Annotated in this window: 21 protein-coding genes; 20 read left to right on the top strand and 1 reads right to left on the bottom strand. The window is 60.7% G+C overall.

The window, feature by feature from the left end; genetic code table 11:
• The first annotated feature begins 10 nt into the window (after positions 1-10).
• From KVG88_RS21025 to KVG88_RS20935, 19 genes are all read left to right on the top strand, one after another.
• On the top strand, positions 11-2,086 hold the full coding sequence (locus KVG88_RS21025; protein WP_150703419.1) for a type IV pilus secretin PilQ: 2,076 nt from the start codon (positions 11-13) through the stop codon (positions 2,084-2,086).
• A 4-nt stretch (positions 2,087-2,090) separates the two neighbouring features.
• On the top strand, positions 2,091-2,609 hold the full coding sequence (gene aroK / locus KVG88_RS21020) for a shikimate kinase AroK (protein WP_150703420.1): 519 nt from the start codon (positions 2,091-2,093) through the stop codon (positions 2,607-2,609).
• A gap of 151 nt (positions 2,610-2,760) precedes the next feature.
• Positions 2,761-3,861, top strand: a complete 1,101-nt coding sequence (gene aroB / locus KVG88_RS21015; RefSeq protein ID WP_150703421.1) for a 3-dehydroquinate synthase — start codon at positions 2,761-2,763, stop codon at positions 3,859-3,861.
• 10 nt (positions 3,862-3,871) lie between these two features.
• Positions 3,872-5,464 carry an AAA family ATPase gene (locus KVG88_RS21010; RefSeq protein ID WP_150703422.1) on the top strand — a complete coding sequence of 531 codons (1,593 nt, stop codon included), beginning with the start codon at positions 3,872-3,874 and terminating at the stop codon, positions 5,462-5,464.
• A 350-nt stretch (positions 5,465-5,814) separates the two neighbouring features.
• Positions 5,815-10,260 carry a glutamate synthase large subunit gene (gltB, locus tag KVG88_RS21005; protein WP_150703423.1) on the top strand — a complete coding sequence of 1,482 codons (4,446 nt, stop codon included), beginning with the start codon at positions 5,815-5,817 and terminating at the stop codon, positions 10,258-10,260.
• A 32-nt stretch (positions 10,261-10,292) separates the two neighbouring features.
• Positions 10,293-11,711: an FAD-dependent oxidoreductase gene (locus tag KVG88_RS21000; RefSeq protein ID WP_150703424.1), complete on the top strand. Its 1,419-nt coding sequence runs from the start codon at positions 10,293-10,295 to the stop codon at positions 11,709-11,711.
• A gap of 250 nt (positions 11,712-11,961) precedes the next feature.
• Positions 11,962-13,029 carry a uroporphyrinogen decarboxylase gene (gene hemE, locus KVG88_RS20995; protein ID WP_217872645.1) on the top strand — a complete coding sequence of 356 codons (1,068 nt, stop codon included), beginning with the start codon at positions 11,962-11,964 and terminating at the stop codon, positions 13,027-13,029.
• 295 nt (positions 13,030-13,324) lie between these two features.
• Positions 13,325-14,791, top strand: coding sequence for an N-acetylglucosamine-binding protein GbpA (gbpA, locus tag KVG88_RS20990; protein WP_217872644.1), 1,467 nt, complete (start codon positions 13,325-13,327; stop codon positions 14,789-14,791).
• Positions 14,792-14,871: 80 nt separating this feature from the next.
• Complete coding sequence (locus KVG88_RS20985) at positions 14,872-15,411, top strand: type II secretion system protein N (RefSeq protein ID WP_367616851.1); 540 nt, start codon at positions 14,872-14,874, stop codon at positions 15,409-15,411.
• Between the two features lie 7 nt (positions 15,412-15,418).
• Positions 15,419-17,347 carry a type II secretion system secretin GspD gene (gspD, locus tag KVG88_RS20980; protein ID WP_217872643.1) on the top strand — a complete coding sequence of 643 codons (1,929 nt, stop codon included), beginning with the start codon at positions 15,419-15,421 and terminating at the stop codon, positions 17,345-17,347.
• A gap of 20 nt (positions 17,348-17,367) precedes the next feature.
• Complete coding sequence (gene gspE, locus KVG88_RS20975; protein WP_437179956.1) at positions 17,368-18,825, top strand: type II secretion system ATPase GspE; 1,458 nt, start codon at positions 17,368-17,370, stop codon at positions 18,823-18,825.
• 3 nt (positions 18,826-18,828) lie between these two features.
• On the top strand, positions 18,829-20,037 hold the full coding sequence (gspF, locus tag KVG88_RS20970; RefSeq protein WP_217872641.1) for a type II secretion system inner membrane protein GspF: 1,209 nt from the start codon (positions 18,829-18,831) through the stop codon (positions 20,035-20,037).
• A gap of 3 nt (positions 20,038-20,040) precedes the next feature.
• Positions 20,041-20,490: a type II secretion system major pseudopilin GspG gene (gene gspG / locus KVG88_RS20965; RefSeq protein ID WP_150703430.1), complete on the top strand. Its 450-nt coding sequence runs from the start codon at positions 20,041-20,043 to the stop codon at positions 20,488-20,490.
• 3 nt (positions 20,491-20,493) lie between these two features.
• Positions 20,494-20,961, top strand: a complete 468-nt coding sequence (gspH, locus tag KVG88_RS20960) for a type II secretion system minor pseudopilin GspH (protein ID WP_150703431.1) — start codon at positions 20,494-20,496, stop codon at positions 20,959-20,961.
• A complete protein-coding gene (gspI, locus tag KVG88_RS20955; RefSeq protein WP_217872640.1) occupies positions 20,954-21,337 on the top strand; it encodes a type II secretion system minor pseudopilin GspI in 384 nt (127 codons plus the stop codon). Before gspH ends, gspI begins: the two co-directional genes overlap by 8 nt.
• Positions 21,330-21,872 (top strand): type II secretion system protein GspJ, encoded by a 543-nt coding sequence (locus KVG88_RS20950; RefSeq protein WP_150703433.1) that lies wholly within the window; start codon positions 21,330-21,332, stop codon positions 21,870-21,872. Before gspI ends, KVG88_RS20950 begins: the two co-directional genes overlap by 8 nt.
• Positions 21,869-22,699 (top strand): type II secretion system minor pseudopilin, encoded by an 831-nt coding sequence (locus KVG88_RS20945; protein ID WP_217872639.1) that lies wholly within the window; start codon positions 21,869-21,871, stop codon positions 22,697-22,699. Before KVG88_RS20950 ends, KVG88_RS20945 begins: the two co-directional genes overlap by 4 nt.
• A complete protein-coding gene (gspL, locus tag KVG88_RS20940) occupies positions 22,696-23,802 on the top strand; it encodes a type II secretion system protein GspL (protein WP_217872638.1) in 1,107 nt (368 codons plus the stop codon). Before KVG88_RS20945 ends, gspL begins: the two co-directional genes overlap by 4 nt.
• Complete coding sequence (locus tag KVG88_RS20935; RefSeq protein WP_217872637.1) at positions 23,799-24,254, top strand: type II secretion system protein M; 456 nt, start codon at positions 23,799-23,801, stop codon at positions 24,252-24,254. The genes gspL and KVG88_RS20935 overlap by 4 nt, the downstream gene beginning before the upstream one ends.
• On the opposite strand, the gene KVG88_RS20930 is transcribed toward KVG88_RS20935, so the two are convergent.
• A complete protein-coding gene (locus KVG88_RS20930) occupies positions 24,247-25,527 on the bottom strand; it encodes an MFS transporter (RefSeq protein ID WP_217872636.1) in 1,281 nt (426 codons plus the stop codon). The two genes, KVG88_RS20935 and KVG88_RS20930, sit on opposite strands and share 8 nt — an antisense overlap.
• Positions 25,528-25,646: 119 nt before the next feature.
• Here KVG88_RS20930 and KVG88_RS20925 point away from each other — a divergent pair, with 119 nt between their 5' ends.
• Positions 25,647-26,549 (top strand): LysR family transcriptional regulator, encoded by a 903-nt coding sequence (locus KVG88_RS20925; RefSeq protein WP_217872635.1) that lies wholly within the window; start codon positions 25,647-25,649, stop codon positions 26,547-26,549.
• Positions 26,550-26,589: the final 40 nt, after the last annotated feature.

The following is a 26,589-nucleotide window of genomic DNA, read 5'->3' as shown; positions in this document are numbered from 1 at the left end:
AACTCGAACAATGAACAGGATTTTCTCCACCCTCGGAATGTCGCTATGGATAGCGTTGCTGTCGCCGATGGTACAAGCGGCCAATCTCAAAGCGCTGGACGTCGCCGCGCTGCCGGGCGACCGCGTCGAGTTGAAGTTGGCGTTCGATGAGCCGCCTCCCGCCCCCAATGGATACACAACGGAATCGCCTGCACGGATCGCTCTCGATCTCCCCGGTGTAGTCAGTCAGTTGTCCAGCAAGACCCGTGACCTGGGTGCCGGCAACGCCCGCAGTGCAACGGTGGTCGAGGCCAAGGACCGTACGCGGCTGATCATCAATCTGACCCAGCTGACCCCGTACAACACGCGAGTCGAGGGCAATAACCTGTTTGTGGTGGTCGGGCAGGGTGGCAAAGCTCCGGCACAAAGGCCAACCGCTACCGCCGTTCCGGGCCCAGCTCCAGCGCGTGCCGTTGCGCCGTCCGGCAAGGCCATTCGCGGGGTGGACTTCCAGCGCGGCACGCAGGGTGAAGGCAATGTAGTGATCGACCTGTCGGATCCGACCATCGCGCCCGACATTCAAGAGCGCGAGGGCAAGATCATTCTCGGCTTCGCCAGAACCCGCCTGCCCGAGCCGTTGCGAGTGCGCCTCGACGTCAAGGATTTCGCCACGCCTGTGCAGTTCGTCAATGCCAATGCCACGGGCGATAGGGCCACCATCACTATCGAGCCCAGCGGCGCCTTCGATTATTCGACTTACCAGACCGACAACAAGTTGACCGTCAGCATCCGCCCGATGACCGTCGACGACCTGCAAAAGCGTAACGCTGACCGCTATGCCTACAGTGGCGAAAAGCTCTCGCTGAATTTCCAGGACATCGATGTGCGCTCGGTGCTGCAATTGATCGCCGACTTCACCAATCTCAATCTGGTGGCCAGCGACACGGTTCAGGGTGGCATTACGTTGCGCCTGCAAAACGTCCCGTGGGACCAGGCACTGGATCTGGTGTTGAAAACCAAGGGGCTGGACAAGCGCAAAATCGGAAATGTGCTGTTGGTGGCGCCAGCCGATGAAATCGCTGCCCGTGAACGCCAGGAGCTGGAGTCGCAGAAGCAGATCGCCGATCTGGCCCCGCTGCGGCGTGAATTGTTGCAGGTCAATTACGCCAAGGCAGCCGATATCGCCAAGTTGTTCCAGTCGGTGACCAGCGCTGAAGCGAAAGTCGACGAGCGGGGATCGATCACCGTCGATGAGCGCACCAACAACATTATTGCCTACCAGACACAGGATCGGCTCGACGAGTTACGGCGCATTGTGGCGCAACTGGACATTCCGGTACGCCAAGTGATGATCGAGGCACGAATCGTCGAAGCCAACGTCGATTACGACAAGAGTCTGGGTGTGCGCTGGGGCGGCTCTATCCAGAACAAGGGCAATTGGAATACTTCAGGCGTCAGCAACGGTGCCAACGCGTCATCGACCATCGGCACGCCGGGCAGCACCAGCACCAACTCACCGTTCGTCGATTTGGGGACGGTCAACAATACCTCGGGAATCGGCATCGCCTTCATCACCGACAACGTCTTGCTGGACCTTGAACTGACCGCCATGGAGAAAACCGGCAACGGCGAAATTGTCTCGCAACCCAAGGTGGTCACGTCCGACAAGGAAACCGCAAAAATCCTCAAGGGCACCGAGATTCCTTATCAGGAGGCCAGCTCCAGCGGCGCTACTTCGGTGTCTTTCAAGGAGGCATCGCTGTCGCTGGAGGTGACGCCGCAAATCACCCCGGACAACCGGATCATCATGGAGGTCAAGGTCACCAAGGACGAACCTGACTACCTGAACAAGGTCCAGGATGTGCCGCCCATCAAGAAAAACGAAGTCAACGCCAAGGTCCTGGTCAACGATGGCGAGACCATCGTCATTGGTGGTGTTTTCTCAAATACTCAGAGCAAGGTTGTAGATAAGGTGCCATTTCTTGGCGATGTGCCGTATCTTGGCCGCCTTTTCCGGCGTGACGTGGTTTCGGAGAAAAAATCCGAGCTGTTGGTGTTTCTCACTCCGCGTATCATGAATAACCAGGCGATTGCTGTGAGTCGTTGATTCTGTGCGAAATTTGATTCTTGTAGGACCGATGGGCGCTGGAAAAAGCACCATCGGCCGGTTGCTGGCCAAAGAGCTGCGCTTGCCATTCAAAGATTCCGATAAGGAAATTGAATTACGCACGGGCGCCAATATCCCATGGATCTTCGATAAGGAAGGCGAACCAGGCTTTCGTGATCGCGAGCAGGCAATGATTGCCGAGCTGTGTGATTACGACGGTGTGGTGCTGGCGACCGGTGGTGGCGCTGTCATGCGCGAAGCCAACCGTCGGGCGTTGCATGCCGGAGGTCGGGTGGTCTATCTGCATGCTTCTGTCGAACAGCAGGTCGGGCGCACTTCGCGCGACCGCAATCGGCCATTGCTGCGTACCGCTGATCCGGCCAAGACGCTTCGGGATCTGCTGACGGTCCGCGATCCGCTTTATCGGGAAATCGCCGATCTGGTGGTGGAAACCGATGAGCGGCCACCGCGTATGGTTGTGCTCGATATTCTGGAACGCCTGCAGCAACTTCCGCCCCGTTAAAGCGCCGCACGAAATGCGCTATCCTCGGCGTCCTGCCATGACCGCTCCAGGTTGTGGCGGATGGCTACCGAACGGCGTCACACCAGCAGAGGCCGCGGACATTGGTTAATTCAAGGCAAGACGCCTGATTACATCTTCACTGTGGGGACACATGCAGACACTCAAGGTCGATCTAGGCGAGCGCAGCTACCCGATTCACATTGGCGAAGGTTTGTTGGACCAGCCTGAGCTGCTGGCCCCGCATATTCGCGGGCGGCAAGTGGCGATCATCTCCAACGAAACCGTTGCGCCGCTCTATCTCGAACGTCTGACCCGCAGTCTGGCGCAGTTCTCGGTGATTTCCGTGGTGCTGCCCGATGGCGAAGCCTTCAAGACCTGGGAAACCCTGCAACTGATTTTCGATGGCCTGCTGACCGCGCGGCACGATCGCCGTACCACCGTGATCGCCCTCGGTGGCGGCGTCATCGGTGACATGGCCGGTTTTGCTGCGGCCTGCTACCAGCGTGGTGTTGATTTCATTCAGGTCCCGACCACGTTGCTGTCGCAAGTCGACTCTTCGGTGGGCGGCAAGACCGGGATCAACCATCCGTTGGGCAAGAACATGGTCGGCGCCTTCTATCAGCCGAACGTCGTGCTGATCGACACCGCTTCCCTCAATACCCTGCCGGCCCGCGAACTGTCTGCCGGCCTGGCTGAAGTCATCAAGTACGGGTTGATCTGCGATGAGCCGTTCCTGACCTGGCTCGAAGAAAACGTCGACCGCCTGCGCAATCTGGATCAACAAGCCCTGACCTACGCCATCGAGCGCTCCTGCGCCGCCAAGGCAGCGGTGGTCGGGGCTGACGAAAAAGAGACCGGTGTGCGCGCCACGCTCAACCTTGGCCATACCTTCGGTCACGCCATCGAAACCCATATGGGCTATGGTGTCTGGCTTCACGGTGAAGCCGTCGCTGCTGGCACCGTAATGGCGCTTGAGATGTCTGCGCGCCTGGGCTGGATCAGCGAACAGGAACGCGATCGCGGCATTCGGCTGTTCCAGCGCGCCGGGTTGCCGGTGATTCCGCCGGAAGAGATGACGCAAGCCAATTTCCTCGAACACATGGCAATTGACAAAAAAGTGATCGACGGTCGTTTGCGCCTGGTGCTGCTGCGCCACATGGGCGAAGCGGTGGTGACCGACGATTATCCGAAAGAGGTTCTACAGGCCACGCTGGGAGCGGATTACCGCGCCCTGGCTCAGCTTAAAGGTTAATAAGAACGCGATGACTAGTTTGCATGCCGACGAGGCTTTCCTCGGCCATTACCAGTTGAGTCATGACCCTTTTGCTCCACGGGTGCCTGGCTTCAAGTTTTTCCCGGCCCAGCGCAAACCCGTGCTGGGGCAGCTGCATCACCTGGCGCGTTACAGCCAACTGCTGCTGGTGGTCACGGGGCCACAAGGCAGTGGCAAGACTCTGTTGCGTCAGGCTTTGGTGGCCAGCACCAACAAGCAATCGGTGCAGAGCGTGGTGGTTTCCGCCCGTGGCGCCGGCGATTCGGCGGGTGTGCTGCGTCAAGTGGCTCAAGCCCTGGACGTTGCCCAGGCGGAAATCGGCGCGATCCTGGCGCAGGTGGTGCAACTGGCGCTCACCGGTCAGGAAGTCTATCTGCTGGTGGATGACGCCGAGCAACTCGACGAATCCGCGCTTGAAGCGTTGATGGCGCTGGGTGCCGGTGCGCCGGAAGGGCGTCCGCACGTGTTCCTGTTCGGCGAGTCCTCGATGATCGCCCAGCTTGAGCAGTTGAGCCTTGAAGAAGAGCGCTTTCACGTCATCGAGCTGCAGCCTTACACCGAAGAAGAAACCCGCGAATACCTGGATCAGCGCCTTGAAGGGGCAGGTCGGGGTATCGAACTTTTCACCGCGGATCAGATCTCTGATATTCACGAAAGCTCCGAGGGTTGGCCTGGCAATATCAACCAGGTTGCCCGCGATGCAATGATCGAAGCCATGATTGCCAGCCGCTCAGCGGTGAAGCGTCCAAGTATGGGGTTCAATATGCCGAAGAAACACGTATTGGCGATTTCCGCCGTCGTCGTGGTCGCGGTAGCCGCCGCCTGGTTGATGCCGGGTCGCAGCAAAGCACCGACCACCGGTGCTCCGGCCAACGAGCAGGCGCAATTGCCACTCGGCCAGGGTGCACCTCAGGCGAACGGTGGCGCGCCAGCCGTCGAATTTGCCGGCAATACACAGCCGATGCCGCTGCCGTTGGTCGGTAACTCGCAACCTGTCATGCGTGGCCCTCTGGCCGAAGCAGCGGGTGGCATTACCGAAGGCGACGATGGCGTTCCACTTGAAGGTTCCAGCGACACGCCGCCGACCGTAACCACCACCGCACCGCCTGCGGGCATTCCGGCCGGCCCTGCACCGACGCCGGTGGCCAAGCCTGCCCCTGCACCGACTCAGGTCGCTACTGCCAAGCCAGCACCGGTTCCAGCGCCAGCCGCCAAGCCTGCGCCGGCGCCCGCCAAACCGGCCGTTGCCGCCGCCAAGCCTGCCGAGAAGCCAGTCGCTGCCACCAAGGCTGCCGGTGGTACCTGGTACGCCGGTCAGGCACCGGGTAACTACGTGGTGCAGATCCTCGGCACCAGCTCGGAAGCGACCGCGCAAAACTTCGTCAAGGAGCAGGGCGGCGAGTACCGTTACTTCAAGAAAGTCCTCAACGGTAAGCCGCTTTACGTCATCACCTACGGCAGTTTCACCAACCGTGATGCAGCTGTATCCGCCATCAAGGCCTTGCCAGCGAAGGTTCAGGCTGGTAAACCTTGGCCACGCTCTGTCGCCAGCGTCCAACAGGAACTGGCAACAGCTCGCTGAAGATTCGGCGGCCTTACCCAGGCCGCCTCTCCCGGCACCTCAAAATTTCTGCAAGAGCGCGCTGGCCCCACAGGCCGCGTGCCTTGTGGTGTCTGCGTCACAGTAGTCTTTGAGTCGTTGCGGTCAAAATTAAAAAAGTTTTGACTAGCACAGCATATCGCTTTAAACCTTTCACAAATGCGACATAGATTTGCGACATTTCGTCGTCAAATTTGTGAGCCTCCGTGTCGGTGTGTACAATGACCTCCCTTTTGCCCCCGCAAAGCTGGCGTACGTCCAGCGCGAATGGTAAGTGGTTGAATTGAAAAGAAATTTGCCTCGACAAGAGGCAGCCTGGTGAGAAAGTGTCTATGAAAGCAGGTCTGTACCAACCAGATGAATTCAAGGATAACTGCGGTTTCGGCCTGATAGCCCATATGCAGGGCGAGCCCAGTCATACCCTTTTGCAAACGGCCATCGAGGCCCTGACCTGCATGACCCACCGCGGTGGGATTAATGCCGACGGCAAGACCGGTGACGGTTGCGGTCTGCTGATTCAAAAGCCGGACGTGTTCCTGCGAGCCATCGCCCAGGAAACGTTCGGCGTTGAACTGCCCAAGCAATATGCCGTGGGCATGGTCTTCTTCAACCAGGACCCGGTCAAAGCCGAAGCCGCTCGCGAGAACATGAACCGCGAGATTCTGGCCGCCGGCCTGCAACTGGTCGGCTGGCGCAAAGTGCCGATCGACACCAGCGTGCTCGGCCGCCTGGCCCTTGAGCGCCTGCCGCAGATCGAGCAGGTGTACATCGGCGGTGAAGGCCTGAGCGATCAGGACATGGCCGTCAAGCTGTTCACTTCCCGTCGTCGCTCGTCCGTGGCCAACGCCGCTGACACCGACCACTACGTCTGCAGCTTTTCGCACAAGACCATCATTTATAAAGGCCTGATGATGCCGGCGGATTTGACCGCCTTCTATCCGGACCTGAGCGATGAGCGCCTGCAAACCTCGATTTGCGTGTTCCACCAGCGCTTCTCCACCAACACCCTGCCGAAATGGCCGCTGGCTCAACCGTTCCGCTTCCTGGCGCACAACGGCGAGATCAACACCATCACCGGCAACCGCAATTGGGCCGTGGCCCGTCGCACCAAGTTCACCAACGATCTGATGGATCTGGAAGAGCTCGGCCCGCTGGTCAACCGCGTCGGTTCCGACTCCTCGAGCATGGACAACATGCTGGAGCTGATGGTCACCGGTGGCATCGACCTGTTCCGTGGCGTGCGGATGATCATTCCGCCAGCGTGGCAGAACGTCGAGACCATGGACCCGGATCTGCGTGCGTTCTACGAATACAACTCGATGCACATGGAACCGTGGGACGGCCCGGCCGGCGTGGTAATGACCGACGGTCGCTACGCGGTGTGCCTGCTCGACCGAAACGGTCTGCGTCCGGCGCGTTGGGTCACCACCAAGAATGGCTTCATCACCCTGGCGTCCGAAATCGGTGTCTGGAACTACCAGCCTGAAGACGTGCTCGCCAAGGGCCGTGTCGGGCCTGGCCAGATCTTTGCCGTGGACACCGAAACCGGGCAGATCCTCGACACCGATGCGATCGACAACCGCCTGAAGTCCCGTCATCCGTACAAGCAATGGCTGCGCAAGAATGCCCTGCGCATCCAGGCGACCATGGAAGACAACGACCACGGTTCGGCGTTCTACGACGTCGATCAGCTCAAGCAGTACATGAAGATGTACCAGGTCACGTTCGAAGAGCGCGACCAGGTGCTGCGTCCGCTCGGCGAGCAAGGCTACGAAGCCGTTGGCTCGATGGGCGACGACACGCCGATGGCCGTGCTGTCCCAGCGCGTGCGCACGCCGTACGACTATTTCCGCCAGCAGTTCGCGCAGGTCACCAACCCGCCGATCGACCCGCTGCGTGAAGCCATCGTCATGTCGCTGGAGATCTGCCTCGGTGCCGAGCGCAACATCTTCCAGGAGTCGCCGGAACACGCTTCGCGCGTGATCCTCAGCTCGCCGGTCATTTCCCCGGCCAAGTGGCGCTCCCTGATGAACCTCGATCGCCCGGGCTTCGAGCGCGCGATCATCGATCTGAACTACGACGAGAGCATTGGCCTCGAAGCGGCGATCCGCAACGTGGCCGACCAGGCTGAAGAAGCCGTGCGCGCCGGTCGTACCCAGGTTGTGCTGAGTGACCGGCACATCGCCCCGGGCAAGTTGCCGATCCACGCGTCGCTGGCGACCGGTGCCGTGCACCACCGCCTGACCGAGAAAGGCCTGCGTTGCGACTCCAACATCCTGGTGGAAACCGCGACCGCTCGCGATCCGCACCACTTCGCCGTGTTGATCGGTTTCGGCGCTTCTGCCGTTTATCCGTTCCTGGCCTATGAAGTGCTGGGCGACCTGATCCGCACCGGTGAAGTGCTGGGCGACCTCTACGAGGTGTTCAAGAACTACCGTAAAGGCATCACTAAAGGTTTGCTCAAGATCCTGTCGAAGATGGGTATCTCGACCATCACGTCGTACCGTGGTGCACAGTTGTTCGAAGCCATCGGCCTGTCCGAGGAAGTCTGCAACCTGAGCTTCCGTGGCGTGCCAAGCCGCATCAAGGGTGCGCGTTTCGTCGACATCGAAGCCGAGCAGAAAGCCCTCGCCACCGAAGCCTGGAGCCCGCGCAAGCCGATCCAGCAAGGTGGCCTGCTGAAGTTCGTCCACGGTGGCGAATATCACGCGTACAACCCGGACGTGGTCAACACCCTGCAAGCCGCTGTGCAGCAGGGCGACTACAGCAAGTTCAAGGAATACACGTCGCTGGTGGACAACCGCCCGGTGTCGATGATCCGCGACCTGCTGAAAGTCAAAACCCTCGACACACCATTGGACATCAGCGAGATCGAACCGCTGGAATCGGTGCTCAAGCGCTTCGACTCCGCCGGTATCTCCCTGGGCGCCCTGTCGCCGGAAGCTCACGAAGCCCTGGCCGAAGCCATGAACCGCCTCGGTGCGCGTTCCAACTCCGGTGAAGGCGGCGAAGACCCGGCGCGTTACGGCACCATCAAGAGCTCGAAAATCAAGCAAGTCGCGACTGGCCGTTTCGGTGTGACCCCGGAATACCTGGTCAACGCCGAAGTGCTGCAGATCAAGGTCGCTCAAGGCGCCAAGCCGGGCGAGGGTGGTCAACTGCCAGGCGGCAAGGTCAACGGTCTGATCGCCAAACTGCGATACGCAGTGCCGGGCGTGACCCTGATTTCGCCACCGCCGCACCACGATATCTACTCGATCGAAGACTTGTCACAGCTGATTTTCGACCTGAAGCAAGTCAACCCGAAGGCGCTGGTCTCGGTGAAGCTGGTCGCGGAAGCGGGCGTCGGCACCATTGCCGCCGGTGTGGCCAAGGCCTACGCGGACTTGATCACCATCTCCGGCTACGACGGCGGCACCGGTGCATCGCCGCTGACCTCGATCAAATACGCCGGCGCACCGTGGGAACTCGGCCTCGCCGAAACCCACCAGACCCTGCGCGGCAACGACCTGCGCGGCAAAGTCCGGGTGCAAACCGACGGCGGGCTGAAAACCGGCCTCGACGTGATCAAGGCAGCCATCCTCGGCGCTGAAAGCTTCGGCTTCGGCACCGCGCCAATGATCGCCCTGGGCTGCAAATACCTGCGCATCTGCCACCTGAACAACTGCGCCACCGGCGTTGCGACTCAGAACGAGAAACTGCGCAAGGATCACTACATCGGTACCGTCGACATGGTGGTGAATTTCTTCACCTACGTCGCCGAAGAAACCCGTGAGTGGCTGGCCAAGTTGGGCGTGCGCTCCCTCGAAGAGCTGATCGGCCGTACCGATCTGCTGGAAGTCCTCGAAGGGCAGACCGCCAAGCAGCATCACCTGGACCTGACGCCGTTGCTGGGCAGCGACCACGTACCGGCGGACAAACCGCAGTTCTGCGGCGTTGAACGCAACCCGCCGTTCGACAAGGGCCTGCTGGCCGAGAAAATGGTCGACATGGCCAGTTCGGCCATCAACGACCTGAGCGGCGCCGAGTTCGCCCTGGATATCTGCAACTGCGACCGTTCGATCGGCGCGCGGATCTCCGGCGAAATCGCCCGCAAGCACGGCAACCAGGGGATGGCGAAAGCGCCGATCACCTTCCGCTTCAAGGGCACTGCAGGTCAGAGTTTCGGCGTGTGGAACGCCGGCGGCCTGAACATGTACCTGGAAGGCGACGCCAACGACTACGTCGGCAAGGGCATGACCGGCGGCAAGCTGGTCATCGTTCCGCCGAAGGGCAGCGTCTACAAGACTCAGGACAGTGCCATCATCGGCAACACCTGCCTGTACGGCGCCACCGGTGGCAAGCTGTTCGCCGCCGGCACCGCGGGCGAGCGTTTCGCCGTGCGTAACTCCGGTGCCCACACCGTTGTGGAAGGCACTGGCGATCACTGCTGCGAGTACATGACCGGTGGTTTCGTCTGCGTCCTGGGCAAGACCGGTTACAACTTCGGCTCTGGCATGACCGGCGGTTTCGCCTACGTGCTCGACCAGGACAACACCTTTGTTGACCGGGTCAACCACGAACTGGTGGAAATCCAGCGGATCAGCGGCGAAGCGATGGAAGCTTATCGCAGTCACCTGCAAAACGTGCTGAACGAGTACGTCGCGGAAACCGATAGCGAGTGGGGTCGTGAACTCGCCGAAAACCTCGATGACTACTTGCGCCGTTTCTGGTTGGTCAAGCCGAAGGCTGCCAACTTGAAATCGTTGCTTTCCAGCACCCGTGCCAACCCGCAGTGATATGCGCCTGAAGAGTTTGATGAGGTTTTAAAATGGCTGAACGTCTGAATAATGACTTCCAGTTCATCGAGGTCGGGCGCAAGGATCCGAAGAAGAAACTGTTGCGTCAACGCAAGAAAGAGTTCGTGGAAATCTACGAACCGTTCAAACCCCAGCAGTCGGCCGACCAGGCCCACCGCTGCCTGGGTTGCGGTAACCCGTATTGCGAATGGAAGTGCCCGGTGCACAACTTCATTCCGAACTGGCTGAAGCTGGTGGCCGAGGGCAACATCCTTGCCGCCGCCGAGCTGTCGCACCAGACCAACACCTTGCCGGAAGTCTGCGGCCGGGTGTGCCCGCAGGATCGTCTGTGCGAGGGTGCCTGCACCCTCAACGACGGCTTCGGCGCGGTGACCATCGGTTCGGTGGAGAAGTACATCACCGACACCGCGTTCGCCATGGGCTGGCGCCCGGACATGTCCAAGGTCAAGCCGACCGGCAAGCGTGTCGCGATCATCGGTGCCGGGCCTGCGGGCCTGGGCTGCGCCGACGTGCTGGTACGTGGTGGCGTGACCCCGGTGGTGTTCGACAAGAACCCGGAAATCGGTGGCCTGCTGACCTTCGGTATCCCCGAGTTCAAGCTGGAAAAGACCGTGCTGAGCAATCGCCGCGAAGTCTTCACCGGCATGGGCATCGAGTTCCGCCTCAACACCGAGGTGGGCACCGACGTGACCATGGAGCAACTGCTCGAAGAATACGACGCGGTATTCATGGGCATGGGCACCTACACCTACATGAAGGGCGGTTTCGCCGGTGAAGACCTGCCGGGCGTGTACGACGCGCTGGACTTCCTGATCGCCAACGTCAACCGTAACCTGGGCTTTGAAAAGTCGCCGGAAGATTTCGTCGACATGAAAGGCAAGAAGGTCGTGGTACTCGGCGGTGGCGACACGGCGATGGACTGCAACCGTACTTCGATTCGCCAGGGCGCCAAGTCGGTGACCTGTGCTTATCGTCGTGACGAAGCGAACATGCCCGGCTCGCGCAAAGAGGTGAAAAACGCCAAGGAAGAAGGCGTGAAATTCCTCTACAACCGCCAGCCGATCGCCATCGTTGGTGAAGACAAGGTTGAAGGTGTGAAGGTGGTCGAGACCCGTCTCGGCGAGCCGGACGCCCGTGGCCGTCGCAGCCCCGAGCCGATCCCGGGTTCCGAAGAGATCATCCCGGCCGACGCCGTGGTCATCGCGTTCGGTTTCCGTCCAAGCCCGGCGCCGTGGTTCGAACAGTTCAGCATCCAGACCGACAGCCAGGGCCGCGTTGTGGCGCCGGAACAAGGTCAGTACAAGCACCAGACCAGCAACCCGAAAATCTTCGCCGGTGGCGACATGGTTCGTGGTTCTGACCTGGTGGTGACGGCGATCTTCGAAGGCCGCAATGCCGCCGAAGGGATCCTGGATTACCTGGGCGTCTAACCCCGTCCCGCTGACTGTAATGCAATACCTGTGGGAGCTGGCCTGCCAGCGATAGCATCACCTCGGTCAAACTGACACACCGAGGTGTCTGTATCGCTGGCAGGCCAGCTCCCACATTGGTTTCCGGGTGTTGCTGAAATCTGCGTATTTATTGCGACAAATTGACCCGATAGACAAAAGGCTGACCTGCAACCGTGCCTTTTGCCTCCGGCTCTGAGAAAATGCCCGCACTTTTTTTCCGGATGCCGACATGACTGCCCTGAAGAACGACCGTTTCCTGCGCGCCCTGCTCAAGCAACCCGTAGACGTCACCCCCGTGTGGATGATGCGTCAGGCCGGTCGCTACCTGCCTGAATACCGCGCAAGCCGTGCCAAGGCTGGCGATTTCATGAGCCTGTGCATGAACCCGGCGTTCGCTTGCGAAGTCACGATGCAGCCGCTCGACCGCTATCCGCAACTGGACGCGGCGATCCTCTTCTCCGACATCCTGACCATCCCCGATGCCATGGGCCAAGGCCTGTACTTCGAAACCGGCGAAGGCCCGCGCTTCAAGAAAGTCGTCAGCTCCCTGGCCGACATCGAAGCCCTGCCAATTCCCGATCCGCACAAAGACCTCGGTTACGTGATGGACGCGGTCAGCACCATTCGCCGCGAACTGAACGGTCGTGTACCGCTGATCGGCTTCTCCGGCAGCCCATGGACCCTGGCCACCTACATGGTCGAAGGCGGTTCGTCGAAAGACTTCCGCAAGACCAAGGCCATGCTCTACGACAACCCGCAAGCCATGCACCTGCTGCTGGATAAACTCGCGCAGTCGGTCACCAGCTACCTCAACGGCCAGATCATGGCTGGTGCGCAAGCGGTGCAGATCTTCGACACCTGGGGCGGCAATCTGTCGGCGGCGGCGTACCAGGAGTTCTCGCTGGCCTACATGAAGAAAATCGTCAGCGGCCTGATCCGCGAGCACGAAGGGCGCAAGGTGCCAGTGATCCTGTTCACCAAAAACGGCGGCCTGTGGCTGGAAAGCATCGCTGACGCCGGTGCCGACGCACTGGGTCTGGACTGGACCTGCGACATCGGCAACGCCCGTGCCCGCGTCGGTGACAAAGTCGCCTTGCAAGGCAACATGGACCCGACGGTGCTATACGCCAAACCCGAAGCCATTCGCACTGAAGTCGGGCGCATCCTTGCCAGCTACGGCAAAGGCAGCGGCCACGTGTTCAACCTCGGTCACGGCATCACGCCGGAAGTCGATCCGGAACACGCCGGTGCGTTCTTGCGCGCAGTCCATGAACTGTCGGCGCAGTACCACGAATAACCGTCTGTGCGGTGAATGAAAGCCTGTCCGGCTTGGCGCCGGACAGGTTTTTTTTTGCACTTCATTTCATGTTTAGTGGTGGCGTCGCCGCTTGTAAGAATTCCTTCATCCAATGTCGGAGAAACAGCCGGAGAGACCATTCCTGCGGCCAGTGGAGACTTTCCCTACATAGAAAGTGGTTTCATCCAAGTAAGGTTTCGGACCCTTGCTCATCCCCCTTCTGAGCAATGTCGCAAACGTCGGTGCCGCAGTCATGTGCACCTTAAATTTCGATAAGTAGTCTGGAATTCATGTGATGAAAAATATTTCGTACAAGGGACGTGCGTTTGCTGCCTGCACTTCTTCAATGATCCTGTTATCGGCAATGTTCGCCTCTCAAAGTGCTTCCGCTCACGGCTACCTGGAAGTGCCGCCGTCACGTGCGCTAGCCTGCCAGAAAGGCTTGAACACCAACTGCGGTGGCGCGCAGTACGAACCACAGAGTGTCGGCGAAACCTTCAAGGGCTTTCCCGCCGGCGTCGGTGGTGCTCCCTTGCAGGGACCGGTCGACGGCAAGATTGCAAGCGGTGGTCACTCGTTGTTCTCCGCACTGGATGCGCAGTCCGCTACCCGCTGGCAACTGACGGAAATCAAGGATCGCAACATCGATTTCCAATGGCACTACACGGCCGTTCATCCGGCCACAAAACACGAGTACTTCATCACCCGTAACGGCTGGAACCCGAACGAAGCGCTCAAACGCGCCACGTTCGAAAGCACTCCCTTCTGCACCGTCGACGGTGGCAATCAAAAGCCATCGAACAGCGACAAACACAACTGCACCATCCCCGCAGACAAATCCGGTCATCACGTCATCCTGGCGATCTGGACCGTGGGCGATACCGATGCCGCGTTCTATAACCCGGCAGACGTGAACATCCTCGCGGAGCCGGAGCTGCCGGGTGGCTGGTCCTCCGTGGGCAGCATTTCCCCTTCGACCACGTTGCTGGTCGGTGACAAGGTCAAGGCCCGTGCGTTCTCCGCCAATGGCGAAAAACCGGAGTTCAGTGTCGAGATCGCCATCAACAGCGCCGAAGAAGGCCAGCCGAACAACTGGTCGTTCAAGTTGGCGGACGCCATCAACCAGGCTCATACACTGGTTCGCGCAGGCGTTCGTGGTGAGAACGGCGATATCGAACCGGTCAAAGGCACCAACAGTGTGTTCGCACAGAAAGACAGCGGTGTGACCCGCTACGAAGTGCAACTGAACATGCAGGAAGATGCCGCCGCTCGTCTCTCGGTGGCTTCCCAGCAAGTTGAGTACGTACTGGACAAGGGCGTGGCCAAGGTCGATTTCAGCATCATCTCCAATCGCAAAATGAACGTCGAAGCGACCTTGTTCGACGAGAGCAACAAGCCGGTTGGCTCGACCTCCGCCGAAGTGGCCAGCGGCGCTAGCTGGCTGGCGCTGGATGTTCGTAGCAACCCTGGCGCACATACCCTGACCCTGGTTGGAACGACTCTGGATGGCCGGACCACTCGCCAGGATACCCAGACCACGAAGCTGACCGGCGAAGGCGCCGGTGCCGACTACGACTTCGTGTTCCCGGAAGGCATCAGCGGTTACACCGCGGGTACCAAAGTGCTGCAACCAAAGACCAACGAAGTCTTTGAGTGCAAGCCGTTCCCGGAGTCCGGCTACTGCAAGCAATACAGCCCGACTGCAAACGGATATGAGCCAGGCGTCGGTGCGCATTGGCACATGGCGTGGAACAAGCTCTAAACCTCCCGCAGCACTTCAGGCGACCTGCGAAGGGTCGCCTGATCGCCGGGCCTTCCCGCTGAATTTCGAGTGAACCTGTCGTGACGTTTTCACTGACGGCGATGACCCGTTTAGCTTCTCGCCCGATCAAGGTCGGGTTGCTGCTTGTGCCGTTGGCGTATGCCGTGTTCGAGGTATGGCAGGCCTGGCTTTTTCGCCAACAGTTTGCCCCAGCGTTACCCGAAGTAAGCACGCTTACCCATGAGCCTGCTCGCGTGCCGCTGGATGCGACAGCCGTGGCCACGGTGTTTGGATTGACGACGAATACCACGCTTCGAGCCAGCACCGAGCCACTGACGCTGCAAGCCAGTTTTGTCGTCAGCAATGGGTTGTCCAGAGCGTTGCTGGTCGATGCGCAAGGGCCGCGCCTGTATCAGGTCGGCGAGCGCTTGCCGGGTGGCAGTGTTCTGCGCCGCGTCGAGGTCAATCAAGTGGTGCTGTGGAACAAAGGCGGGGAAGAACGATTGACCCTGCAATCACCCGTCGCACATTTTCTGCGCCGAGTTGAATCGCCAGCCGAGCCTCAAACGCCCGTTGTGTCTGCACGTTTTCTACGCCCGTTCTCCGGGCCGTCAGAGTGATCCAATCATGAACAGCTTCACTGGCGCGCAGACCCTGCGCTGCGCGCTGATTCTTGCCGTTTTGGCGATGACCCCGTTTGCGGGGGCGCTGTCTGCCGCGCAAGAAAAATGGCAGTTGGCGATGAACAACGCCGAACTGCGCGATATCGTCGAAGAGATTTCCGGCATTCTCGGCACCACCGTTGTGCTCGACCCAAGAGTCTCCGGGCGCATCACGGTCATGTCTCGGCAGGCCCTCGACCGAGAGGGTGTCCGCCGTTTGTTTTACTCGGTGCTCGACGCCCATAACTTCACGGTTATCGATGAAGGCGACCGCATTCTGATCACGCCGGTAACCGAAGCCAAAACCCGCGCCGGCAGCGGCTCGGCAAAAAACACTACGGCCTCGCAATTTGTCACTCAAGTCATCGAGTTGAATACCAGCAGCGCCAACGACATCGCAGGCTTGGTCAGGCCGCTGGTGTCGGTCAATGGTTACGTCGGGCCATCGGTATCGGCCAATGCGCTGGTGATTACCGACACGGCGGCCAACACGCAACGAATCGCCCAGGTCGTACGGCAACTGGATTCCGGGCAGAGCAGCAGGCATGCCGTGGTTCAACTGCGCCACGCACAAGCCAGTGACATAGCGTCAGTGATGGAGACATCGCTGGGCAAACGCAATGCCGATACCGCGATTCAAGTGTTGGCTGATACCCGAACCAACCGCTTGATTCTCATCGGCCCGCCGACGGTTCGCCAACGCTTGACCGAGCTGGCGCGTGGCCTTGATATCCCGGCTACCGAAAGCCCGGATAACGCCCGGGTGATCCGCTTGCGACACAGCGATGCCAAACAACTCGCGCAGATTCTGGAAAGCATGGGGCAGGGCCGTAAAGTGACTCCGGCCCTTGGCGCTGGAAAGGACACATCGAACAGCGCGACATTCATGATCAAGGCCGATGAGAGCCAAAATGCGTTGGTATTGATTGCCGAGCCGGCGCAGGTTCGAACCATCGAAAGCATCGTGCGCCAGTTGGATCAGCCGCGAGCGCAGGTGCTGATCCATGCCGCGATTGTCGAAATCTCCGGCGACATCGCCGAAGCCGTCGGTGTGCAGTGGGGCCTGAACACGGGCGACGCGAAAGGCTTCATCAACTTCCCCGGCACCGACATCCCGATCGTGGGAGGCCTGACGTTCGACGACAAAAAATCCGCGCCGGAAGGCGCATTGTTACGCCTGGGCAGTGACCGTTTCGGCGCGTTGATTTCGGCGTTGGCGAGCAATACCCACAGCAATCTGCTGTCCACCCCGAGCCTGTTGACCCTCGACAATCAGGAAGCGGAAATCATCGTCGGCCAAAACGTGCCGTTCAAAACCGGCTCCTACGCGACCAACAGCAGCGGGGCGGACAACCCGTTCACCACGGTCGAGCGCAAGGACGTCGGCATCAGCCTGAAGATCAAACCCTACATCAACGAAGGATCGACGCTGCGCCTGGAAGTCGAGCAGGAAGTCTCGGACATCGCACCGTCGGTTTCGGGCATCGACTCCTCCGACCTGATCACTAACAAGCGAGCGCTCAAGAGCACCATCCTGGCGGACGACGGCGAAATCATCGTCATTGGCGGCTTGATCCGCGACAGCGTGCGCACGCAAAAAAGCGGGGTGCCGCTGTTGCGCGATATTCCTTACCTGGGCGCGCTGTTTCGCTGGACCCGGGACACTCAAACCAAAAGCAATCTGATGGTGTTCTTGCGGCCGACCATCGTGCGCAGCAAGGAAGACCTGACCGAAGTCAGCCAGCGGCGTTACAACGCGCTGCGGGACTTGAGCCAGCCGGGGGCGCGGGACAACAACTCGTTGCTACTGCCGGCGGATGCACGGCAATTGTTTGAGCCGGTTTCCGGCGCGCCGGTGTTCGACCTGCGCAAATCAGCATCACCCGCGCCATGAGCCCATCGATTGAAGGATGCATGCCGCTGCCCTTCGGTTTCGCCCGGCGTTTCGGCGTGTTGCTGGTGTGCGAAGAAGGCGAGCCGAGTCTTGTGTTGCGCGCTGATGCGCCGTTGACGGCTCTGGCCGAAGTGCGCCGCCTCTGTGGTCGGGATTTGCCTTGGCGGCTGTCGTCAGCGGATGAATTTGCGACGCGGCTGGCAACGGCTTACCGCGAAGGCCAGAGTGCTGCCGAGCAAGTCGCACAAGGGCTGGATGAAGAACTGGATCTGTTGAGCCTGGTCGACCAAGTGCCGCAAACCGCTGATCTGCTGGAGCAGCAGGGCGATGCGCCGATCATCCGTTTGATCAACGCGCTGCTCAGCGAAGCGGTGCGTGAACATGCTTCGGACGTGCACCTGGAAACCTTCGAGCAATACCTGTCGGTGCGTATGCGCATCGACGGCCAACTGCGCGAAATGCTTCGGCCACGGCGAGAACTGGCGACGCTGTTGGTGTCGCGGATCAAAGTCATGGCACGCCTGGATATCGCTGAAAAGCGTGTGCCGCAGGACGGCCGCATGGCCTTGCGATTGGCAGGCCATGAAGTGGATGTGCGGGTCTCGACCTTGCCTTCGGCCCACGGCGAACGGGTGGTGTTGCGCCTGCTCGACAAACAGGCCGGGCGCCTGGAGTTGCCGCGTCTTGGCATGCCGGCAGACATCCTTGCGGCCCTCCGGCAATTGTTGGGCAAACCCCACGGTATTTTTCTGGTGACCGGGCCGACTGGCTCGGGCAAAACCACCAGCCTGTATGCCGCGTTGAGTAGCCTGAACGACCAGACACGCAACATCCTGACGGTCGAAGATCCGATTGAATATCACCTGCCCGGCGTCGGGCAGATGCCGGTCAATCCGAAAGTGGACATGACCTTCGCCCGTGGCTTGCGGGCGATTCTGCGGCAGGACCCGGACGTGGTGATGGTCGGTGAAATCCGCGATCGCGAGACGGCCGAAATCGCGGTTCAGGCTTCGTTGACCGGCCACCTGGTGCTCTCGACCTTGCACACCAACAGCGCGGTCGGTGCGGTGACGCGCCTGGTGGACATGGGCGTGGACGCTTACCTGTTGGCATCGTCATTGGTGGGGGTTCTGGCCCAACGGTTGTTGCGCACGTTGTGCCCGCATTGCAAGGCGCCGTACAGCGCTGATGACGCGGCATGCCAGCGTCTGGGACTGGACACGGCGAAGACATTGCAGCTGTTCAGGGCTGTCGGGTGTGAGCAGTGTCAGCACGGCTATCGCGGGCGGATCGGCATCTACGAATTGATCAGCGTGACACCGGCAATCTCGATACTGATTCATCAGGGCGCCAGCGAGCAGGCACTGACCGACGAGGCGCGCAAGGTGTCGCGCAGTCTGTTTCAGGATGGCCGCCAACGGGTGATCGATGGCCAGACCAGCCTCGATGAGTTGTTGCGTGTGACGCGCGAGGACTGAGGCATGCCGACCTTCGATTACCGCGCCGATAACGCCCAAGGCCGCCGATGCAAGGGCCGGCTGGAGGCCGACAACCCACGCCATGCTCGACAACTGTTGCGCGAGCGCGGGTTGTGGACGCGTGACCTGAATGAGATTCGGGCCAGTGGCGGCATGAATTCGACACCCGGCGCAGGACGGCTGAGTAGCGCCGATCTGGCGCTGCTGACCTTGCAGTTGTCCACCTTGGTCCAAGCCGGTTTACCTCTGGAAGAAGCGCTTGAGGCTGTGGCGAAACAGAGTGCCAAGCGACGGGTTGCCGGGTTGCTGTCGGCGGTCAGAAGCCGGGTGATGGAAGGTCATGCGCTGGCCGCGGCATTGGCGCAGTTTCCCAAGGCATTCCCGGAACTGTTCCGCGCCACGGTGGCGGCCGGAGAACGCTCGGGCCATTTGGGGCACGTGCTGGAGCAATTGGCGGCGTACACCCAGGCCCGTCAGGCATCGCGACAGAAAATCCAGATGGCGTTGGTGTACCCGTTGATCCTGATGCTCGCCAGCGTGGTCATCGTCGGCTTTCTGCTCGGTTATGTGGTGCCGGACGTGGTGAAAATCTTCGTCGACAGCGGGCAACCCTTACCGTGGCTGACCCGGGCCTTGATCAGCACCAGTCACGGGCTGCGCAGCCATGGGCTACTGTTGCTTGGCGTACTGGTGACGCTGATCAGTCTTTGTCGCTGGAGCCTGCGCCAGCCGGTCTGGCGGCTGCGTTGGCATCGGCTGCTGTTGAATCTGCCGATCATCGGTGAAGTGCTGCGGGCGATGGAGGCCGCACGTTTCGCCAGCACCCTGGCGATCCTCGGCAAAAGCGCGGTGCCCTTGGTCGACGCTTTGGAAATCGCCGCCGCCGTCATTGGCAACCTGACCATCCGCGCGCGCATGACCGACGTCGCCCGCTCGGTTCGCGAGGGCGGCACCCTGACCCGCGGCCTGGAACTGAGCGGTGATATCCCGCCGATGATGCTGCACATGATCGCCAGCGGTGAGCGGGCCGGCGAACTCGACCGCATGCTCAGCCGTGCCGCCGAGCAACAGGAAAGCACCCTGGCCGCGCGCATCGCGCTGGTGGTGAGCCTGTTCGAGCCGGCAATGCTAGTGCTGATGGGCGGCGTGGTGCTGCTGATCGTCCTGGCCATCCTGCTTCCGATTCTCAGCCTCAACCAATTGGTGAATTGATCCATGAACGCTTTACGTCACAGCTCCTCCCAGCGCGGTTTTACCCTGATCGAAATCATGGTGGTGGTGGTCATCATCGGCATTCTGGGGGCCATCGTGGTGCCGCAGTTCATGAGCCGTCCCGATCAGGCCAAAGCCACCGCTGCCAAAGTCGATATCCAGGCCATCGCCACCGCCCTGGAAATGTATCGCCTCGACAACCTCCACTACCCCTCGACGCAGCAAGGGCTGGAAGCTTTGAGCAAACGCCCGTCGGGCATGCCCGCAGCGCGCAACTGGAACCCGAACGGTTACTTGAAAGCCCTGCCTGTGGACCCGTGGAGCACACCGTATCAGTACCTCAATCCAGGCATTCAATCGGTCGACGGCACTTACGATTTGTACTCCCTTGGCGCCGATGGCGTGGTTGGCGGGGAAGGAGCTGCCGCCGACATCGGTAACTGGGGTGGTTGACTGATGCGGCGTTCTTGTCGGGGGTTCACATTGCTGGAATTGATGATCGTGATCGTGTTGATCGGCGTACTGGTGGGCATGGTCAGTTTTGCCACCGGCATGAACCCGGCGCGCCAGGCCCGGCACGAGGCGGACACCCTCGCCGGGATGATTCGGCAATTGCGTGAAAGAGCGGTGATCGAAGGGCAGGAGTACGGGGTGCGGTTGAGTGTCGACGGTTACCGGGCGATGCGGCTCGACGTGCGGGGCTGGGAGGCGATGACGGCGGTTTATCGCTGGCCCGATCAACTGCGGCTGCGCCTGAAGCAGGATGGGTATTCCGTGAGTCTGGGCGCCGACGAAGGCCCGCCTCAATTGCTCATGCTGAGCAGTGATGAAACCAGCTCCTTCACCGTGACGTTCGAAGTCAGGGACAGAATCTGGTCGCGCCTCACCAGCGATGGCATCGGTGAGGTGGTCATCGATGGTTAAGCCTCGTATTGGACCGCGCATGGACGGCTTCACGCTGCTGGAAATCATGGTGGCGCTGGCGATTTTCGCGACCCTGGCAACGGCTGTGCTGTCGGCGAGCCAATACGTGCTCAAGCAATCTGCTGCGGCCGAAGAACGGCTGTTGGCGGCGTGGCTGGCGGACAACCAGTTGAATGAGCTGCGCCTGCAATCTGGCCTGGCCCACGGGCAATCGCAGCACGCAGTGCACATGGCCAATCGTGATTGGCGGCTGCGCCAGCGCATCGCTGATACCACCGAGCCACGCCTGCTCAAAGTCGAGATCGATGTCAGTCTGGCCGACCGCGAGCAGACCGTGCATCAAGCCACTGGCTGGATCGCTGATCGTGATGAGTAAGCAGGTCGGGTTCACCTTGCTGGAACTGGTGATCGCCATTGCGATCTTCGCGCTGTTGGGGCTGGCCAGCTGGACGCTGTTCGACGGCGTGGTGCGTGTGCAGCAGGGCAGCATGGCCCACGAGCGTGAGTTTCGGAATCTGCAGCGTGCCATCGCGGTGATCGAACGTGACGTGCTTCACGCCACGGAGCAGCCAGTCGTGCTGCGAGAGGCGCAATTGCAATGGCAACGCGGCAACTGGCGTAACCCGCTGGACCTGCCGCGCAGCGAACGGCAAGCGCTGACTTACCGCCTCGACAATGGCGCGTTGTGGCGAGAGAGCCAGGCTGAAGGTGCGTCAGTCGTGCAGCGGAAAATGCTGCTCGATGACGTGCGTGACTTGCGTTGGCGCCTGTTCGATGCACGCACGGGTTGGCGTAGCGAGTGGTCGACCGGACCGACTGTCACCGCACCACTGGCGGTGGAAATGCAGGTGTCGACGGGGCGTTACCCGGCAATCCGCCGCGTGATGCTTTTGCCAGGGGCGTTGCGGTGAGGGCGCGCCAACGTGGCGTGGCGTTGATCAGTGTCTTGCTGGTCATGAGCCTGGCGCTGTTGATCATCGGTGGGGTGCTGCGCAGCCATCGACTGTTGCTGCAAAGCACCGGGCAACACCTGCAGCAACTGCACTTGCGTCAACTCGGCATGGCCGGGGAAATCTTGGGGTTGTCGCTGGTAAAGGCGCAGCAAACAGACAGCGACCGGATACCTGATCAGGTCCCGGTTTTCGACGTCGAGGACGCGCAGGTCAGCATCAGCATCGAGGACCTGGCCGGCCGCTTCAATGTCAATGCCGTGTTGCATCAGGGCCAGATTGCCCCGGTCACGCTCAAGCGCTGGGCACGCTTGCTCCAGCTGCTGGAACTGCCGGAGTGGCAACCGAAGCAAGTAGGCGCCTTGCGCGATTTGAGCCAGTTGCGCCTGCTGTCCGGTGTCGAGGGCGAGCAGTTGCGTCGACTCGAACCCTGGGTCGCACTGTTGCCTGCGGATGCGGCGCTGAACATCAACACGGCACCGGAGCTGATTCTGCGCACCCTGGACGGCGTCGATACGGTTGAGGCGGCAGCCTTGCTGCGCCAGCGTTCGACGGCACCCTGGTCGAGCGCTCAGGCCTTCACACAGGACCCGTTGTTATCGGGCAAAGGCTTGAGCAGCCACGGCCTGGGCATCGAGAGCCGCTGGTATCGAATCACGGTCCAGGTCACCCAAGGGCAAAGCCGTCTGCGACTGGCTACCGACGTTGAACGCGACCCCAAGACGCGCCAATTGAACATCCTGCAACGGCGGGTTCTGCCGTCGAACAGCAACGAGACAGCGCGATGAAAAACTGGCTTTACCTGACACCCGAAGGCTTGGCTGCCCCCACGATGGATTGGCCCTGCTGCACGTGGTCTGAAACAGGGCAACGACAACCCGCGACCCTGAACCACGCGGCACAGTCGCTGAAAGGACAGCCCGTCGATGTGTTGCTGCCCATGGAGTTATGCAGCTGGCTGTGCTCTGAACCTTGGCCATCGCGACGCGCGCCCGATGCACGAACCCTCGCCTTCGCGATTGAAGAGCAACTGAGCGAAACACTGGAACGTCTGCACCTGAGCATGGGATCCCGTGACTCGCTGGGACGGTATCCGTTGATGGTGATTGGCCGGGAACGTTTTGCTGCGGTGCTGGCGTTGTTGGCGGAGGGTGGGATTGAAGTGCGTTCGGTGTGCGTCGACGCTGATGTGTTGCCCTGTGATCAAGCGATCGGCGTCTGGTGGTTTGGCCGTTGGCTGCTGGGCGGTGCCTTACCCGCACGTCTGACATTGACCGAAGACGCCCTGGTATTGATGATGCCCCATTTGCCCTCGGATATTCAATGGCGCGATGAACGTTACGACACGGTCGAAACTGACTCTTGGCTGAGGCTCGAACACGGCAATGCAATCAATCTGTTGCAGGGCGATTTCGCCCCTCGCCGCCTGCGTATGCCCTGGCGTCTTGGCGGGTTGGCGATGTTGATGATCGCACTGCTGAACTGGGGCGCGAGTGAAACGCGAATCCGTTTTCTCGACAGCGAAAGCCGTCAGCTCTACAGCCGCAGCGAGCAACAGTTCAAGGCGCTGTACCCGCAGCAGACCCGCATCGTTGACCTTTCGGCGCAGCTCAAAGCCTTGCAAGGCCAAGGCACTAAAGCACAGGACGGTCGTGTTGCAGGGCTGGTCAAACTGGTCGAGCAAGTGATCGGTGCCAGCAATGTCGAGGTTCAGCGCATCGAGTTTCGTGAAGGCGATGGTTGGCGAATCCAGCTCACAGCCAACAACTTTGCCGAACTGGAGCAGCTGCGCGAGCGCGGGCGACAACAAGGCATGACGATGCGAGTCGATAGTTCAAACAAGGCTCGCCAGCGAGTGCAGGCGACCCTGACTGTGGAGCAAGGTGCATGACGTTGATCGGAGTCAAATCGGCAATCGTGAAGTTTCAGCGCCTGTCCCTGCGCGAGCAGAGATTGCTACTGGCGCTGGGTATGTTCATGTTGAGCGTGGTGGCATTCACGCTGATCTGGCAGCCGACGCAACAACGGCTCGTGATCGCCGAACGCCAATATCAACAGCAACGGGCGCTGGCGGCGCAGCTGCAACAGTCGCAGCCTCGCAGCCAGACTTCCCAGCCCGCCGACCAGCCGCTGTCATTGCGCATCAGCGAAAGTGCGGCGGCGACAGGGCTTGAATTGCAGCAGATGGACAGCGACAACGACCAATTGCGCCTGACGCTCAGCGGCGAAGCCATGACCTTGTTGCCATGGCTGGACCGCCTCGAACGCGACGGGGTGTTATTGCAAGCGCTGACACTGGAGACCCGCGATGGGTTGCTGGAGGCGCGGGTGGTGCTCAGATAGTCGCACCGCTTCCCGGCAATGGCGGCAACTTCGCCAGTTTCAACGCGACCAGCAGCGCCACCACCAGCAACGCGCCGATGAACAGGACGATGCCATTCCAGCCGCCCAGGTGCCAGAACACCCCGCCCGCCGTACCGGCGATGCTCGAACCGGCGTAGTAGCTGAACAGGTACAGCGACGAGGCCTGGCCTTTGGCCTTGGTGGCGCGGCGGCCGATCCAGCTGCTGGCCACCGAGTGGGCACCGAAGAAACCGAAGGTGAAGATCAGCATGCCGATGATCACCAGCGGCAGCGGGGTAAACATTGTCAGGGCCAGGCCGCAGAGCATCAGCACGATGGTACTCCAGAGCACTTTGCGTCGACCGAGTTTGTCTGCCAGCGAGCCGATTTTCGCCGAGCTGTAGATGCCCGACAGGTACACCACCGAAAGCAGGCCGACGAAGGCTTGTTCCATGTGATACGGCTCGGCCAGCAAGCGGTAGCCGATGTAGTTGAACAGCGTGACGAACGCCCCCATCAGCACAAACGCTTCGAGGAACAGCAGCGGCAGACCGGCATCGCGAAAGTGCATGGTGAAGCCGTCGAGCAGGCTGCGCGGGTGCAACGAGCGGGCGCGGAAGTTGCGCGACTCGGGGAGGATTTTCCAGAACACCGCCGCCGCAATCAACGCCAGGCCACCGATCACCAGCATCGCCGTGTGCCAGCTGACGAAGTCGATCAATACACCGGTGATCAAGCGTCCGCTCATCCCGCCGATGGCGTTGCCGCCGATGTATAAACCCATCGCCAGGCCGATGTGCTGCGGGTGAATTTCTTCGCTCAAATAGGTCATCGCAACCGCCGCCAGGCCACTCAACGACAATCCGATCAGCGCACGCATGGCCAGCACGCCGTGCCAGCTCGGCATCATCGCGCTGGCCATGGTGCACAGCGCAGCAGCGAACAGCGCCGCCACCATTACCGGTTTACGCCCGATGCGGTCGGAGATCGGACCGGTGATCAGCAGGCCAATGGCAAGCATGCCGGTGGCGATAGACAGGATCAGACTGCTCTGCGCCGCGTTGATCGAATATTCGTGCGACAGCAGCGGCATCATCGGCTGTACGCAGTAGAGCAGGGCGAACGTCGCGAAGCCGCCGCAGAACAGCGCCAACACTGTGCGCATGAACGCCGGCGTGCCTTTTTCGATGTAGATTTCCGCCAGCTCAGCAACGACATCGCCCTGTGCGGCGGGTGGAACTTCATGGGCGAGTGGGGCGACAGCAGTTTTCACGATGGACCTCGGAGGAGCGCAGCCGGTCAGGCAATGAAAAAAGCATATAGCTGGCTAATGATTCAATCCAATATATTGTTCGACCTGTTTGATAGCTTCTACGACCTAATGGGGTTTTCATGGAATTGCGTCATCTGCGCTACTTCATCGCCGTCGCCGAAGAACTGCATTTCGGCCGCGCCGCACAGGTGCTGGGCATCTCGCAGCCTCCGTTGAGCCAGCAAATTCAGGCGCTGGAACAGGAAGTGGGCGCGCGGCTGTTCGAACGTACCAATCGTCGGGTCGAGCTCAGTGAAGCCGGTCGGTTGTTCCTGGAAGAGGCGCGGCTGGTCCTGGCGCAGGTCGACAAGGCTGCGGATGTGGCACGTCGAGCGCAATTGGGCGAGCTGGGCGAACTGAAAATCGGCTTCACCTCATCGGCTCCGTTCAACTCGACGATCCCCCAGGCGATTTTTTCGTTTCGCCAGCGCTTCCCGGCGGTGCACCTGAACCTGCGGGAGATGAGCAGCACCCAGGTGGCCGATGCGTTGGTGGACGAGTCAATTGAAGTCGGCATCATGCGCCCGCTCGGGCTGCCGGATTGCCTTGATGTGGTTGAGCTGATGCGCGAGCCACTGGTAGCGGTTCTCAGCTCCAAGCATCCGTTGGTCAACGGCAGTGAAGAGGGTTTGTTCCTGTCCGCGTTGGCCCTCGAACCCTTCGTGTTTTTCCCGCGCAGTTACGGCAGTGGGCTGTATGCACAATTGCTGAGCCTGGCCCGTGATGCCGGTTTCAGCCCCCACTTCGCTCAAGAGGCGGGCGAGGCGATGACCATTATCGGTTTGGTGGCAGCGGGGCTAGGTGTATCGGTGCTGCCGGCTTCCTATCAGCGGATGCGCATTGATGGCGTAGTCTATCGGCCATTACTGGATCCGGCGGCGATATCAGCGGTGTGGCTGGTGCAGCGCAAAGATCAGAAGTCGGCGATGGCCAAAGCGTTTGTGGAGTTGTTGACGAGGAAGGTCGAGCCATTGAAACCGTGACACGGTGATAAAACCTGTAGGAGCCGGCTTGCTGGCGAAG

Source organism: Pseudomonas azerbaijanoccidentalis (assembly GCF_019145495.1).
Taxonomy (GTDB): domain Bacteria; phylum Pseudomonadota; class Gammaproteobacteria; order Pseudomonadales; family Pseudomonadaceae; genus Aquipseudomonas; species Aquipseudomonas azerbaijanoccidentalis.
The sequence above is the reverse complement of the archived record's forward strand: the minus strand, read 5'-3'. Positions and strand labels throughout refer to the sequence as shown.

Coding starts and splice junctions, on each gene's coding strand:
- KVG88_RS21025 (WP_150703419.1), top strand. CDS start 11: ATGAACAGGATTTTCTCCACCCTCGGAATGTCGCTATGGATAGCGTTG.
- aroB (WP_150703421.1), top strand. CDS start 2,761: ATGCAGACACTCAAGGTCGATCTAGGCGAGCGCAGCTACCCGATTCAC.
- KVG88_RS21010 (WP_150703422.1), top strand. CDS start 3,872: ATGACTAGTTTGCATGCCGACGAGGCTTTCCTCGGCCATTACCAGTTG.
- gltB (WP_150703423.1), top strand. CDS start 5,815: ATGAAAGCAGGTCTGTACCAACCAGATGAATTCAAGGATAACTGCGGT.
- KVG88_RS21000 (WP_150703424.1), top strand. CDS start 10,293: ATGGCTGAACGTCTGAATAATGACTTCCAGTTCATCGAGGTCGGGCGC.
- hemE (WP_217872645.1), top strand. CDS start 11,962: ATGACTGCCCTGAAGAACGACCGTTTCCTGCGCGCCCTGCTCAAGCAA.
- gbpA (WP_217872644.1), top strand. CDS start 13,325: ATGAAAAATATTTCGTACAAGGGACGTGCGTTTGCTGCCTGCACTTCT.
- gspD (WP_217872643.1), top strand. CDS start 15,419: ATGAACAGCTTCACTGGCGCGCAGACCCTGCGCTGCGCGCTGATTCTT.
- gspE (WP_437179956.1), top strand. CDS start 17,368: ATGCCGCTGCCCTTCGGTTTCGCCCGGCGTTTCGGCGTGTTGCTGGTG.
- gspF (WP_217872641.1), top strand. CDS start 18,829: ATGCCGACCTTCGATTACCGCGCCGATAACGCCCAAGGCCGCCGATGC.
- gspG (WP_150703430.1), top strand. CDS start 20,041: ATGAACGCTTTACGTCACAGCTCCTCCCAGCGCGGTTTTACCCTGATC.
- gspH (WP_150703431.1), top strand. CDS start 20,494: ATGCGGCGTTCTTGTCGGGGGTTCACATTGCTGGAATTGATGATCGTG.
- gspI (WP_217872640.1), top strand. CDS start 20,954: ATGGTTAAGCCTCGTATTGGACCGCGCATGGACGGCTTCACGCTGCTG.
- KVG88_RS20950 (WP_150703433.1), top strand. CDS start 21,330: ATGAGTAAGCAGGTCGGGTTCACCTTGCTGGAACTGGTGATCGCCATT.
- gspL (WP_217872638.1), top strand. CDS start 22,696: ATGAAAAACTGGCTTTACCTGACACCCGAAGGCTTGGCTGCCCCCACG.
- KVG88_RS20935 (WP_217872637.1), top strand. CDS start 23,799: ATGACGTTGATCGGAGTCAAATCGGCAATCGTGAAGTTTCAGCGCCTG.
- KVG88_RS20925 (WP_217872635.1), top strand. CDS start 25,647: ATGGAATTGCGTCATCTGCGCTACTTCATCGCCGTCGCCGAAGAACTG.